Origin of the sequence: Demequina zhanjiangensis, assembly GCF_030418315.1 — a bacterium.
GTDB classification, from domain to species: Bacteria; Actinomycetota; Actinomycetes; order Actinomycetales; family Demequinaceae; genus Demequina; species Demequina zhanjiangensis.
Map to the genome: position 1 here is coordinate 38,463 of NZ_JAUHPV010000008.1, position 14,229 is coordinate 52,691.

The following is a 14,229-nucleotide window of genomic DNA, read 5'->3' on the forward strand; positions in this document are numbered from 1 at the left end:
TCCACGGTGGTGGGAAGCCGGGCCCTCTTGTCTGTACGAGGCTCTTTGCGCAGAGAAGTGGCGCGCCGAGTAGGGGCCTAGGTCCGGCATGGACACCTGCCCTACAGTCGAGAATGGTTGATACAGAAACCATTTCTGCCGACACCCGAAGAAGGGGGCCCGCTATGGCCAAGCTGCTCGTGATCCGTGCCCACCCGCTCACCTCGGAGAACTCCCGCTCGATGCGGCTCACCGACGAGTTCGTCAAGACCTACAAGGAGACGCACCCGGACGACGACGTCCTGGAGCAGAGCCTGTACAACATCGCGATCCCCGAGATCGACCTGGACCTGTTCAGCGCCTGGAACAAGCTGCGCGAGGGCGTCCCCTTCGTCCGCCTCCACGAGGCCGAGCAGACCAAGAGCACGCTGTTCGAGGGCTACACGACGCAGTTCCTCAACATGGACAAGATCGTCATCGCGAACCCGCTGTGGAACCTGCAGGTGCCCACGCGCCTCAAGGCCTGGATCGACTGCATCTGCGTCGCCGGCAAGACCTTCAAGTACAGCGAGACCGGCGAGGCCGTCGGCCTGGTGGCCGGCAAGAAGGCCCTGCACATCCAGACCAACGGTGGCGTCTACAACGGCCAGGACCCGGCCAGCCAGTACGTCCGCACCATGCTCGGCTTCATCGGCGTGACGGACTTCCAGGCGATCGCCGCTGAGGGCATGGACCACGACCCGGCCCGCGCCGGCGAGATCATGGACGCCGCCTTCGCCGAGGTGCGCGCCGCCGCCGAGAGCTTCTGATCTCTCTCCCCCTCCGGCCTAGAATCTCACCTAAGGTTGAGGTTCTAGGCCGGAGGTGTATCTGATGGGCATGGCTCACGAGCCCGACGAGCTGCTCACGATCGGCGACGTGTCCCGTCGTACTGGGGCCGCCGTCTCCGCGCTGAGGTACTACGAGGATCTGGGCCTGATCGCCTCGGTGAGGACGGCGGGGAATCAGCGGCGATACCCCCGTCACATGCTCCGGCGCATCTCGCTGATCCTCGTGGCGAAGCGACTCGGCATCCCGCTCGACGACGTGCATGAGGCCTTCGCCTCCGTCCCCCTCGACTCCACTCCCAGCCATGACGACTGGCAGCGCGCCTCCCGCGCGTGGAAGCGCCAGCTCGAGGAGCGACGCCGCGCGTTGGAACGCCTGGAGTACGAGCTGACGGGCTGCATCGGCTGCGGATGCCTGTCGATGAAGGCGTGCGCGTTGCTGAATCCCGACGACGCGCTCGGCCGAACCGGGGCGGGCGCTCGGCGCCTGGACGACGCCGCCGACTCCTGACGCGCAGGGCCGCCCGTTCGCGGCAGCGCCGGTGCCGGAGCCCCACAAGCACTCGGTTTGACCTCAAGTGCACTTGAGTTTCTAGCGTGGTCTCGACGGACCGACGAAAGGACCCCCGTTGAGCACCTACACGCTTCCCGAGCTGCCCTACGACTACGCGGCGCTCGAGCCCCACATCTCCGGCCGCATCATGGAGCTCCACCACTCGAAGCACCACCAGGCGTACGTCACCGGCGCCAACAACGCGCTCGAGCAGATGGAGGCGGCGCGAGCCGCGGGCGACTTCGCGAACATCAACCGGCTCGAGAAGGACCTCGCGTTCAACCTGGGCGGTCACCTCAACCACAGCACGTTCTGGCAGAACCTCTCCCCTGAGGGCGGAGGCGAGCCGGACGGTGAGCTGGCCGCAGCGCTGGACGACGCGTTCGGCTCCTTCGATGCCTTCAAGGCGCACTTCACCGCCGCAGCGCTCGGCGTCCAGGGCTCCGGATGGGCCATCCTGGGCTGGGACACGCTCGGCGCGCGCCCGCTCGTCTTCCAACTGTACGACCAGCAGGGCAACGTCCCTGTGGGCATCACGCCGCTGCTCCAGCTGGACGTGTGGGAGCACGCCTACTACCTGGACTACGCGAACGTCCGCGCGGACTACGTGAAGGCGTTCTGGGAGATCGCGAACTGGCAGGACGTCACCGCGCGCTTCGCTGCCGTCAACGCGAGGTGAGCAGGCCTTCATGACCACCCGACCCCTCACGGTGGCCGTGGTGGGCTCCGGCCCCGCCGGCGTCTACACGGCCGACATCCTGGCCAGCCATGAGACACCCACCCACGTGGACGTCTTCGAGCGCCTGCCCGTGCCCTTCGGGCTCGTCCGTTACGGCGTCGCGCCCGACCATCCGCGCATCAAGGCGATCGTCGATGCGCTCCACTCGGTGCTGGACCGTGGAGACATCCGTCTGGTCGCCGGCATCGACGTGGGCGTGGACGTCTCCCTCGAGGCACTTCGTCGCGAGTACGACGCCGTGGTCCTCGCCACCGGCGCGGACGACGACGCGCCGCTCCCCCTCCCCGGCTTCGACCTGCCCGGATCGTTCGGCGCGGCCTCGTTCGTCTCCTGGTACGACGCGCATCCCGACGCACCGACGGACTGGTCGCTCGATGCGGCACAGGTCGCCGTCATCGGCGCGGGGAACGTCGCGCTCGACGTGGCGCGGATGCTCGCGAAGCATGCCGAGGACCTGTCCCCGACGGAGATCCCGGACCACGTCCACGAGGCTCTCGCCTCCAGCAGCGTGACCGACGTGCACCTGTTCGCGCGACGCGGGCCCGCCGAGGCCCAGTTCTCGCCGCTTGAGCTGCGCGAGCTGGGGGACGTGCCGGACGTCGACATCGTCGTGGACCCCGCCGACATGGTGTTCGACCGGTCGAGCGAGGCGCTCATCGCGAGCTCCCGCCAGCGCAAGATCGTCGCCCAGACCCTGGTGGGCTGGTCGGAACGCGACCCGTCCACCTTCACCGCCTCCCGCCGCATCCACCTGCACTTCATGCAGGCTCCCGTGCGGCTCGACGGAGAGGGCGCGGTGCAGAGCCTCACGGTCGAGAGGACCCGCCACCTGGGCAACGGCACCGTCGAGGGCACCGGAGAGACTCTCACGTACCCCGTCGGTCAGGTCTACCGGGCTGTCGGCTACGCGTCACGGCCCGTGCCCGGTGCCCCCTACGACGGGACGACGCATCGGATCCCCCACGACAGGGGCCGCGTGCTCGACGCCGAGGGGACGCCGATCCCTGGGCTCTACGCGAGCGGCTGGGCCAAGCGCGGCCCCGTCGGCCTCATCGGCTCGACCAAGTCGGACTCGCTCCAGACCGTCACTCACCTGCTCGAGGACCTCGCGGAGGCCCCGCGCACGGGTCGTGAAGGCGACCCTCTCGCACGACTGCTCGCCGAGACGGGGCTTGAGCCCGTCGATTGGGAGGGCTGGTTGCGAGTCGACCGCCGCGAGCGCGAGCTGGGCGAGGCCCGCGGCCGCGAGCGCATCAAGATTCCTGACCGCCCTACTCTCACCTCGGTGGCCAGGGCTGCGGCGGAGGCGACGACGACAGTCTGACCGCCGTCCCGGTCCGGTTCCGGGACGCCGCCGCAGCGAAAGGCGAAGGCCCGGTCTCCCTCAGGAGGCCGGGCCTTCGTCATGAGTGTCGTCAGCTGAGCGCTGGCTCGCCTGCCGCGCTGCTGACGTGCAGGTCGTCGCTGCTGAGGCCGACGCTCACGACAGGTCGTCCGGTGAGCGGCACCCAGCCCTCGTCGCTCCACCGCATGAGGCTGCGCTCAGGGATGGAGAGCGTGACCTCTGTCGACTCTCCGGCCTCAAGGCGCACCGGAGCGAAGGAGGCGAGCCACCTGGCGGGAACGTCGTCCGAGGACCCCTCAAGGGACACGTACGCCTGGACGACGGTCTTGCCCGCGCGCTCGCCGGTGTTGCGCACCGTGACGGACGCGTCGAACCCGCCGTCGGCGCCGGCGGCGACCTCAAGGTCCTCGACCGCCCACTCGGTGTAGCCGAGGCCGTGACCGAACGGGAAGGCAGGCGCGACGCCCTTCTTGAGCCAGGCGCGGTAGCCGACGTGGATGCCCTCGGTGTACTCCAGGTGCCCGTCGGTGGGGACCACCTTGCTGACGGGCACGGACTCCTCGTCGGCAGGCCACGACACGGGCAGACGCCCGCCGGGCTCGGCGTCGCCGCTGAGCACGTCCGCGAGCGCGTTCCCGAACTCCTGCCCGGGGAACCAGGTGGCGAGCACTGCCGCCGCATCCTTCTCCCAGGGCAGCGTGACGGGCGAACCCGAGTTCACGATGACGACGGTCCGCGGGTTCGCGGCGAGCACGCGCGCCACGAGCTCGTCCTGGCGACCGGGGAGCTTCAGCGAGGTCCTGTCGAAGCCCTCGGACTCCACCTCCGCGGAGGTCGAGACCACGACGATCGCGACCTCGGCCGCCTTCGCCGCGGCCTCTGCCTCGGCGAGGAGGGTCTCGGCGTCGTCCCGGGCGGGCGGCAGGCCCACGCCGAGCGCGATGGCATCTCCCATGCCGCCCTTGATCGGGCTGAGCTCCACGACCACCTCGGCCTTGCCGTCGACGAGCGGGATGTCCATCTCCGCGTAGGGCGGGTTGAGGACCACAGCCGACGGGTCGTCGCCCTCGTTGAGCCGGAGCTCGCCTGAGTCGATGACCTGGCCGCCGACCTTCACCACGTAGTCGGAGAGTCCCTCGACACCGAACGGCGCGGTGTCCCCCGCCTCATCCGACGTGTACGTGAAGGAGAACTCCACCGTCGCGGCCTTGAGCGCCTTGGCCTCGGAGTCGAAGGAGACGATCCGCGAGGCGGCGCGGAACTCCTGATCGGTGACCGCACCGCGCCCATCGAGGTAGCGCACCCGCATGCCGGGCTCGCCCTTGGTGTCCTGGAGACGGTCGAGCGGGACCTCTGCCAGGCCGGACTGGACGACGGCGCCTCGGTTCCAGCTGATGTCCGCGGCCCCGAACCGGCTGCGGATGCCGTCGAGCGGACTGACGACGGATGCGGGGATGACGGTGGCGCTGCCGCCACCCTGCGAGCGTGCGTGCACCGCGCCCTCGCCGATGACCGCGATGCTCGCCGGGGCGCTGAGCGGGAGGATGCCGTCGTTCGCGAGCAGCACGGAGCCCTCGACCGCGGCCTTGCGGGCGGTGGCGATCGCGGTCTCGACCGGAGCGAGCTCGATGCGCTCGGGCTGCGGCTGACCCTCGATGGCTCCCACGCGGAGTGCGAGGAGCAGCAGGCGACGCACCTTCTCGTCGACTGCGGACTCCGGCACCCGGCCGTCACGGACGGCGTCGAGCAGACCGTGGGCCCAGGGGCTCTCCGGGCCGGGCATCGCGAGATCCTGCGCGGCCAAGGCGCTGGCCTCGACCGAGCGGACCGCGGTCCAGTCGGAGATCACGACGCCGTCGAAGCCCCACTCGTCCTTCAGAGGGTCCTGAAGCAGGTGGTGCTCGCTCGCGGTGACGCCGTTGATGCTGTTGTACGCGCTCATGACGAGCCAGGCAGGGCCCTCCTTGACGGGACCCTCGAAGGCGGCCAGGTAGATCTCGCGAAGCGTGCGCTCATCGACGTCAGAGGAGACGGTGAAGCGGTCCGTCTCGGCGTCGTTCGCCACGTAGTGCTTGAGGGTGGCGCCCACGCCGTTGTCCTGGATGCCCTTGACGTACGCGGTCGCGATGCGAGCCGTCAGCACCGCGTCCTCGCTGAAGGTCTCGAAGTGGCGGCCTCCGTAGGGCGAGCGCTGGATGTTGATGGTGGGGGCGAGGACCACGTCCACCTTCTTGCGCCGCGCCTCAGCGCCGAGGCCCTGGCCGATCTCGCGCACGAGCTCGGGGTTCCACGAGGCCGCGATGGCCGTGGGCGACGGGAAGTTCACCGAGGGGCTGCGCTCGTCCCAGACGTCGCCGCGGACTCCTGCGGGCCCGTCGGAGACGACCATCGACCGCAGGCCGATGCTGTCGAGGCCGTAGAGAGACCAGCTGTCCTGGCCGGTGAGGAATCGGACCTTCTCCTCGAGCGAGAGCTGCTCGAGCATCGTCTCGATCGCGCGTGCGTGCGCCGTCATCGGAACCTCCTTGTTCGACTGATACCAAGACGATACACGAAAACCATTCACTGAACGGCAATGAGGTGAGTAGTATCCGATTCATGCGACAACGAGGTTCCTACGCGAAGGGGCTTGCCAAGCGCGACGAGATCCTTGACGCCGCCCTGCAGTCCTTCATCGAGAAGGGCTACGACCGCACCTCTGTCCGCGAGATCGCACGCATGGTCGAGCTGAGCCAGGCGGGCCTGCTGCACCACTTCTCCAACAAGGAGCAGCTCTTCCTCGAGGTGCTGCGGCGTCGCGACGAGCAGTCGATCTCCGGCGCGGCGGACCGCGGCGTCCACTCGGTGCAGGGCCTGATCGACGCGATCGCACGCAACGTCGACCAGGAAGGCCTCGTCGGCCTCTACGTGGTCATGTCCGCCGAGAGCGCCCACACGGAGGGCCTCGCCCGCGAGTTCCTTGAAGGCCGCTACGAATGGGTGATCGACGACATCTCCCAGGACGTCGCGCGCATGCAGGAGGAAGGCGAGATGACGCTCACGGTCGGCGCCCATGAGATCGCCTCGCTGCTGGTCGCCGCGGCCGATGGTCTGCAGATCCAGTGGCTCCTCAACCGGCGCAGCGTCGACATGGTCGAGCAGATGCATACGCTCGTGAACGCCTTTCGCCTCTAGACCCACCCCGGTCGCACGCTTGCGACCATTCATGCCATGGAATACCGTTCATTGAACGGTTGAACGCTGACCCGACGATTCAAAGGAGAATCCTGATGACGACTGTCACCCACGTCCGCCTCGAGCACCACGAGCCCGGTCGGCTGGGGATCGGCGAGGCTCGCCCCCGGATCAGCTGGCACATCGTCGACGCACCCGCAGACTTCGCGCCGCACGGCGCCGAGATCCGCGTCTCCCGCACGCTTCGCGGCACCACCACCGAGTCCACGCATGCCCTCGACGGCTCCGACCAGGTGCTCGTGGACTGGCCCGCCGCTCCCCTCGCCTCGCGCGAGGCCGTCGCGGTCTCCGTCCGCGTGTCCGACGGCGAGAAGTGGTCCGACTGGAGCGACGCGGTGACCGCCGAGGCGGGCCTGCTCCAGGCCGACGACTGGAAGGCCGTCCCCGTCGGCTCGGCCGACGACCCCGGCGAGGGCCCCCACCGCCGCCCTGAGCGCGTCCGCCGCGAGTTCACCCTCGACGGTCCTGTGACGCGCGCCCGCGCGTACGTCACCGCGCACGGTGTGATCGAGCTCGAGCTCAACGGACAGCGCGTCGGCGATGAGGAGCTCACGCCAGGCTGGACCAGCTACACGCACAGGCTCCGCTACGCGACCTTCGACGTGACCGACCAGCTCCGGGCCGGCGCGAACTGCGCCGGCGCGTGGCTCGGCGACGGATGGTGGCGCGGCCGGCTCGGCTTCGCCGGTGGCCTGCGGGACATCTACGGCGACGCGCTCGGCGCGATCGTCCAGCTCGAGGTCGAGCTCGAGGACGGCACCGTCCAGACGATCGTCACCGACTCCGAGTGGCAGGCCGGCTCCGGCCCGATCCTCATGAGCGACCTCTACGACGGCGAGCGCTACGACGCACGCGAGGAGGACGCGGGCTGGTCCACCGCCGGCTTCGACGCCTCGGAGTGGTCACCCGTCGCGGTGCGCGACGCGGGCACTCCCGAGATGGTCGCGCCCTCGGGCCCGCCGCTGCGCGTGGTCGAGACCCTCTCCCCTGTGGAGGTCATGGATCGTGGCGACGGCCGCTTCCTCCTCGACTTCGGCCAGAACCACTCCGGCCGGCTCCGCATCAAGGCCTCCGGCCCCGAGGGCCACACGATCCGCCTGCGTCACGCCGAGGTGCTCGTGGACGGCGAGCTCTGCACCGAGCCGCTGCGCACCGCCGAGGTCACCGACGAGATCACGCTCGCGGGCGAGGACGTCGACTGGAGCCCGCGCTTCACCATCCACGGCTACCGCTTCGCCGAGGTCTCGGGCTGGGTGGGCGACCTCACGCCCGGAGACGTCGTCTCCGAGGTCATCCACTCCGACATGGAGCGGCTCGGATGGTTCGCGACGTCCGACGAGCGGATCGCACGCCTGCACGAGAACGTCGTGTGGAGCCTGCGCGGCAACTTCGTGGACATCCCGACCGACTGCCCGCAGCGCGACGAGCGTCTGGGCTGGACGGGCGACATCCAGGTCTTCGCGCCCACGGCGACGTTCCTCTACGGAGTGACCGGCCTGCTGTCCTCGTGGCTCCAGGACCTCGCGGCCGAGCAGGATGAGCTGGACTGGGTGCCGCCCTACGTGCCGTACATCGAGATCCCGCCCTTCGACGCGATGACCCACGACCCGCTCGCGGTCTGGGGCGACGTCGCGTCGCTCACCCCGCTCGTGCTGTTCGAGCGCACCGGCGACCTCGCGCTCCTGCGCCGCCAGTACGAGAGCGCGAAGGCGTGGCTCGCATCCGTGGAGGCGAACGCGGGCGACGACCGCATCTGCGCCGACACCGAGCAGCTGGGCGACTGGCTGGACCCGAACGCACCGGCGGAGGACCCGACGAAGGCGATGACCGATCGATACCTGGTCGCCACCGCCTACTTCGCGTGGGCCGCGCGCCGTCTGTCGCAGACGGCAGCCCACCTGGGAGAGGAGGCCGACGCCGAGCGCTACGCCGCGCTGGCCGACGAGGTGGCAGCGGCCTACGCCGACCGGTACATCTCCGCCGACGGCACCGTCGACGGGGACAGCCAGACCGGATACGCGCTCACCGAGGCCTTCGACCTGTGGCCGAGCCCTGAGATCCGCGAGAAGGGCACGACGCGCCTCGCCGCTCTCGTGGACGAGGCCGACGGCCGCGTCTCGACAGGATTCGCCGGCACCCCCGTCGTCACCGACGCCCTCTCCCGCACCGGCCACCTCGCGGAGGCGTACCGCATGCTCGAGTGCGAGGAGGCGCCCTCCTGGCTCTACGCGGTCAAGAACGGCGGCACGACCATCTGGGAGCGGTGGGACAGCCTCAAGCCGGACGGCACCGTGAACGCCGGTGACATGACGTCGTTCAACCACTATGCGCTGGGCTCGATCGCCGACTGGATGCACCGCGTGGTCGCCGGGATCGAGGCCGTGGAGCCTGGCTGGAAGAGGATCCGCTTCGCACCGCGGCCCGGTGGGGACCTGACGAGCGCCTCGGCGACCCACGTCACCCCCTACGGCACGGCGTCGATCTCCTGGACCCTCTCTGACGGCGAGGTGCACGTGAGCGCCACGGTGCCGGTCGGGGCCACGGCGGTCATGGACCTGCCCGACGGGACGGTCACGGAGCTGGGCCACGGCACCCACGAGGCCACCTTCGCGCTGACAGCCGACGGAGCGCTCTGATGGCGGCGTCCGCGTCGGGCGTCGTGGACGCCAGGTTCGCCCCGGCGGTCGCGCACCTCGAGGAGGCCGCGGAGAGCAGGCAGGGCTTCGGCGCCCAGCTGTGCGTCTACGTGGATGGCGAACGTGCCGTCGACGTCGTGGTCGGGTCCGGGCTCGAGCACGACTCGGTGACCGGCGTCTACTCGGCGACCAAGGGCATGGCGGCGCTCAGCATCGCCCGGATGATCGACGACGGGCTGCTCGCGCTCGACATGCCCGTGACCGAGGTGTGGCCCGAGTTCGGCGCCCACGGCAAGGGCGCGGTCACGGTGGGCGACCTGCTCGCGCACCGCGCGGGACTCCCCGTGCTCCGTGAGGTCGTGCCGATCGAGGAGCTGCTGGACTCGGTCGCGGGTGCCGCACGGCTCGCAGCCCAGCGACCGCTGTGGACCCCGGGTCGGGCCTTCGGCTATCACGGCATCACGATCGGCATCCTCATCGAGGAGCTGGTGCGCCGCGTCTGGGGTGGCGAGCTGCGCGACCACCACGAGACGGTCGTGCGTGCGCCTCGCGATGCCGACTTCTTCATCGGGATGCCCGAGTCGGAGGACGGCCGGTATGTGGACGTCCGTCCGGTGGAGCCGACGCCCGAGCAGGCGGAGGAGCTCGCCTCCCGTCCCCTCCACGAGCCGCTGCTCACCCGGATGTTCGCGAACTTCCAGGCCGGCGACGAATGGTCCACCGAGGGCGTGAGCACGAACAACCCGCGCGTCAGGCGTGCGGGGCCCGCGGGCATCGGCGGCGTCGCCTCCGCCCGGGGCATCGCGCGGCTCTACCTGGATGCGCTGCCCGGCTCGGACGATCCGATCGCGAGCGCGGCGACGTTCGAGAGCATGCGTGAGATCCGTTCGTGGGGGATCGACCGCACCCTCAACGTGGCCAACGCGTTCGGCTCTGTGTTCATGGTGTCGCAGCCGCGCCTGCCCTTCGGAAGCATCGAGGCGTTCGGGCACGACGGCGGCGGCGGGGCGCTCGGATTCGCGGATCCGGCCACGGGCGTCGCCTTCGGCTACATCCCGACGCCGATGCAGTACCCGGGTGGCGCGGACCCGGTGGCGGTGAAGGTCGCGCACGCGATCCACGCGACGCTGTCCTCCTGACAGAGAGCGCGAAGCCCCGGCGGCTGCTCCAGTGGAGCGGCTGCCGGGGCTTCGTGGCGTTCAGGGGCGCGCGGGCCGCGCGAGTCAGGCCGTGGCGGCCTGGAGGTCCAGGTCGGGCTCGTACACCGCGGGCTCGGGCGCCTCGGTGGGCGCATCCGCCGGGTGGGCCGCTGATCCCAGCGCGCCGCGCCGCATCCACTCGGTCATGCGCGCGACCGTACGGGCCGCCTCAGGCTGGTCCCAGAAGTTCAGGTGGCCGTGCATCGTCCCGACCTCGCGGACGATCGCGACGTCGACTCCGGCGACCGCGAGCTGAGCCGCGTACGCCTCGCCCGAGGGACGGAGGTCGTCCACGTCGGACGTGACGATGAGGTGTGGTCCGAGCCCGGCGACGTCGCCATGGGCGGGGAACGCGTACGGGTGGTGGAGGTAGTCCTCACGGCCCACGTAGTTGAGGTTCAGCTCGACGCAGCGGTCCACGGGGAAGCGCATGTCGTCGGGCAGTGCCTCAAGGCGTCGTGCCAGGTCAGCCGAGGGCAGCGGGAGCACGTCGTGCAGCACGGGGTAGATCAACAGCGAGGTCGCCGGCTCCTGGATGCCCGTGTCGCGTGCGCGCTGGGCCGCGGCGGCGGCCAGGTTGCCGCCCGCGCTCGCGCCGCCGACGTGCCAGTGGTCGGCCGCGACGCCCAGGTCGTCCTGGGTGACGGCCCAGCGCCAGGCGGCGTCGACGTCGTCCCCGGGCACGGGGAAGCGGATGCCGTCCACGGCAAGCCGGTATCCCACGGAGACCACGGTCACTCCGGTCGCGGCGATCTCACGGCTGACGCGGTCGGCCTCGGGGATGTCCAGGTCACCCATGACGAATCCGCCACCGTGGATCCACACGAGTCCCTCTCCGGACGGGCTCTCGGGGCGGTAGACGCGCAGCGGCACCTCGCCGTGCGGTCCCGGCACCGTGGTCTCAGAGATGGCGATGGTCATGTCGCTCCTTAGATGCGGGTCGCGGCGAGTGCATGCGTGCCCTGGCCGAGGGGAAGATCCGACGGGGCGCTCCAGCCGGCAGGAAGGTCGACGGTGACCTCCGAGCCGACGGGCACGTCGACGTGGATCTGTGCGGTGTCGCCGTCGCGTGACCAGGTCACGGCGAGGCGTCCGTAGGGGGTGTCGAGGTGAGCGGCGCTGTGCGAGAGCGGGCCCTCGAGGTCGGGCGCGACCCTCACGGTGCGGTAGCCCGGCGAGGTGGGCTCGATGCCCGCCTGGCGGCGCATGATCCAGTCGATGACGCAGCCGAACGCGTAGTGGTTGAGAGACATCTCCTCCACGGCCCCGTCGGGGTGCACCGCGTACCAGGACTCCCACACGGTGGTGGCGCCCTGCTCGACCTCGTAGAGCCACGACGGCTGCTGGTTCTGCGTGAGGAGCGTGCGCGCGAGGTCCTGGTGACCGTTGTCCCACAGGACGTCGAGCAGGAAGGGAACCGAGAGGAAGCCGGTGTCGAGCCTGTCGCCTGCGGCGTGCACCAGGTCGACGAGCCGCTCGACGAGTCGCGGCCGCACCGCCTGGGGCGCGAGGTCGAACGCGAGCGCGATCACGTACATGCCCTGGAGGTCGGGCCTCATCTCGCCGTCGGCGCCGATGTACTCGGCAGCGAAGGCGGCGCGGACCGCAGCGGCCCGCTCGCGCAGGGCCTCCGCCTCCTCACGGTTGCCGAGCTCCTGCTCGACGTTCGCGAGGATGTCCATCGAGTGCACCTGGAAGGCGGGCGCGACGATCTCCGAGGTCCACTGGGGCGCGCGGAGGATCGCGTCGCCCGGCATCTCATCGAACCCGACCATCGTGGAGGGGGCGAGCCAGTCGCCGAAGTGCAGGCTGCCGTTCCACAGCAGCGCGTGGCGGGCGGCCTGCTCCGGCGAGAGCTCCCCGGCCTCAAGGCGCGCGGGGTTGATCTCCGCGGCCTGGCGCGTCTGGAAGGCGACCCACGTGCGCATGGCGTCGAGGTTGTCCTCGAGGATCTGCCGGTCTCCGTAGTGCTGGTAGAGCGACCACGGCGCGATGGTGACAGCGTCCGCCCAGCCTGCCGGCGTGCGGATCTCGCCGAAGATGGTGCCCGCACCGAAGTCGCCGCCCATGGCCGGAGGCTCAGGGACGATCGCTGACACGCCTCCGTCGCGGTTCGCCTGGTCGCGACGCAGGTCTGCGAGCCAACGGTCGAGGAAGGCCTGGACGTCCATGAGGGTCGACGCGGTGTCGGCGAAGATCTGCAGGTCGCCCGTGTAGCCGGCGCGCTCCCGCTGAGGGCAGTCGGTCGGCACCGCCAGGAAGTTGGAGCGCTGCGACCACAGGGTGTTGAGGAACAGGCGGTCCAGGCGCGGGTCCGAGGTGTGGAGATCGGCGGTGACGGGCAGGTCCGAGCCGATCACGACGGCCGTCATGTCCTGCGGCCGGAGCTCGCCGGGCCATCCGGTCACGCGGACGTAGCGGAACCCGTGGAACGTGAAGTCGGGCTCCCAGGTCTCGCCGCCTTCGCGGCCTGCGAGGACGTACTCGTCCGCCTGATCCTTGGCGAAGCCGGTGACGTTGAGGAAGAAGTTGCCGTCCGGGTCGAGCGCCTCAGAGTGCTCAAGCCTGATCTCAGCGCCGCGCGGGCCGGTGACCGTCAGGCGCACACGGCCGGCGAGCACCTGGCCGAAGTCGACGAGCAGGTCACCGTTGGGAGCGTTCCAGACGCGCTCGGCGGGCACCTCCAACGTGCGACGGACGGGCTGACCCTGGAAGGGGTGGAGCGCGATGTCCATGGGGACGGCGGCGCACGGGGTCCACGCCTCAGAGTCGGAGGGAGTGAAGCCGACGGCGCACCAGTCGGCCTCCTCGAGGCGCGCATCGCGGCGCTCGCCGATGAAGATGTCGGACCAGTCGATCGGGCCGCGCGACGACAGCACATCGGAAGGCTCAGGAACGAGGGTCTCCGTGGTGCCGTCCTCGTGCTCGATCTCGATCTGCCAGCTGGCGCGCAGGATGTCGCCGTACTGGGCGCTACGGCCCAGGAAGGAGATGCGGCCGGCCCACCAGCCGTCGGCGAGCTCGACCCCGAGCACGTTGTCGCCCTCCGCGAGCAGCGCGGTGACGTCGGTGCTGACCACGGGCATGGACAGCTCATAGCTCTCGTAGCCGGGCGCGAAGAGCGCGTCGTCCACCCGCTGGCCGTTGAGGCTGGCCTGGTGGACGCCCTGGCTGGTGAGGCGAAGGGTGGCGTGGCGCGGCGCGGCAGCGAGGGTGAACTCGTGGCGCAGCCTGCGCGGGGGGTGCAGACGGTCGGAGAGGGGGACGCCCTCCACCGTCTTGACCGCGTCGACCACCAGGTCGGGGCGCGGGTTCGTGGGGCCTTCCGCGACGACCGGCTGCTGCTGCGGCTCGATCCACGGCGCGGACCAGTCACGATGCGCGACGCCGAAGCGCGCGGTCGCGGTGAGGGGCGCGAGGCCCTGGTTGAGCTGGACGTCGAGCGTCCACTCGTAGCGTCCGCCAGGGCGAGCCTCGAAGCCGTCGAGCGCCACTCCGACGCTCTGGCTCGACTCGACCTGCCCCGTGTCGTGGACCTCGAGGCCCTCGACGAGGTCCACGACACGGATGCGGAACGAAGCTTGCGCGACGCCCGCTCCCCCGTCGGCCCTCACCTGCCACGCGAACCGTGGTGCGGTCCGGGTGACAGCGTGGGGGGCCTCCAGGTGGTCCACCGTGAGACGGTGCAACCGAGGAGCGGGCGTCGTGTCAGTCATG

10 protein-coding genes are annotated in these 14,229 nt (G+C 70.4%); 7 read left to right on the forward strand and 3 right to left on the reverse strand.

What is annotated here, in order from left to right:
- Nucleotides 1-164: 164 nt before the first annotated feature.
- From QQX04_RS12490 to QQX04_RS12505, 4 genes are all read left to right on the forward strand, one after another.
- Complete coding sequence (locus QQX04_RS12490) at nucleotides 165-788, forward strand: NAD(P)H-dependent oxidoreductase (protein ID WP_301129703.1); 624 nt, start codon at nucleotides 165-167, stop codon at nucleotides 786-788.
- Between the two features lie 64 nt (nucleotides 789-852).
- On the forward strand, nucleotides 853-1,317 hold the full coding sequence (soxR, locus tag QQX04_RS12495; protein WP_436968481.1) for a redox-sensitive transcriptional activator SoxR: 465 nt from the start codon (nucleotides 853-855) through the stop codon (nucleotides 1,315-1,317).
- Between the two features lie 118 nt (nucleotides 1,318-1,435).
- Nucleotides 1,436-2,038, forward strand: a complete 603-nt coding sequence (locus QQX04_RS12500) for a superoxide dismutase (RefSeq protein ID WP_301129707.1) — start codon at nucleotides 1,436-1,438, stop codon at nucleotides 2,036-2,038.
- A gap of 10 nt (nucleotides 2,039-2,048) precedes the next feature.
- Nucleotides 2,049-3,422 (forward strand): FAD-dependent oxidoreductase, encoded by a 1,374-nt coding sequence (locus QQX04_RS12505; protein ID WP_301129712.1) that lies wholly within the window; start codon nucleotides 2,049-2,051, stop codon nucleotides 3,420-3,422.
- A gap of 91 nt (nucleotides 3,423-3,513) precedes the next feature.
- Here QQX04_RS12505 and QQX04_RS12510 read toward each other — a convergent pair whose 3' ends face one another.
- Complete coding sequence (locus QQX04_RS12510; protein ID WP_301129714.1) at nucleotides 3,514-5,958, reverse strand: beta-glucosidase; 2,445 nt, start codon at nucleotides 5,956-5,958, stop codon at nucleotides 3,514-3,516.
- Nucleotides 5,959-6,041: 83 nt separating this feature from the next.
- Here QQX04_RS12510 and QQX04_RS12515 point away from each other — a divergent pair, with 83 nt between their 5' ends.
- The 3 genes from QQX04_RS12515 to QQX04_RS12525 all read left to right on the forward strand — a co-directional run bounded on the left by QQX04_RS12515 (nucleotide 6,042) and on the right by QQX04_RS12525 (nucleotide 10,452).
- Nucleotides 6,042-6,617, forward strand: coding sequence for a TetR/AcrR family transcriptional regulator (locus tag QQX04_RS12515; RefSeq protein ID WP_301129716.1), 576 nt, complete (start codon nucleotides 6,042-6,044; stop codon nucleotides 6,615-6,617).
- Nucleotides 6,618-6,712: 95 nt separating this feature from the next.
- The gene (locus QQX04_RS12520; protein ID WP_301129718.1) at nucleotides 6,713-9,313 is read left to right on the forward strand and encodes an alpha-L-rhamnosidase; all 2,601 of its coding nucleotides are present in this window, start codon (nucleotides 6,713-6,715) and stop codon (nucleotides 9,311-9,313) included.
- Entirely contained in the window at nucleotides 9,313-10,452 is a 1,140-nt protein-coding gene (locus QQX04_RS12525; RefSeq protein ID WP_301129720.1) for a serine hydrolase domain-containing protein, read from the forward strand. The genes QQX04_RS12520 and QQX04_RS12525 overlap by 1 nt, the downstream gene beginning before the upstream one ends.
- Before the next feature lie 84 nt (nucleotides 10,453-10,536).
- Here QQX04_RS12525 and QQX04_RS12530 read toward each other — a convergent pair whose 3' ends face one another.
- Nucleotides 10,537-11,433, reverse strand: a complete 897-nt coding sequence (locus QQX04_RS12530; RefSeq protein WP_301129722.1) for an alpha/beta hydrolase — start codon at nucleotides 11,431-11,433, stop codon at nucleotides 10,537-10,539.
- Nucleotides 11,434-11,441: 8 nt separating this feature from the next.
- Nucleotides 11,442-14,228 (reverse strand): alpha-L-rhamnosidase, encoded by a 2,787-nt coding sequence (locus QQX04_RS12535; RefSeq protein ID WP_301129724.1) that lies wholly within the window; start codon nucleotides 14,226-14,228, stop codon nucleotides 11,442-11,444.
- Between the last annotated feature and the right edge of the window lies 1 nt (nucleotide 14,229).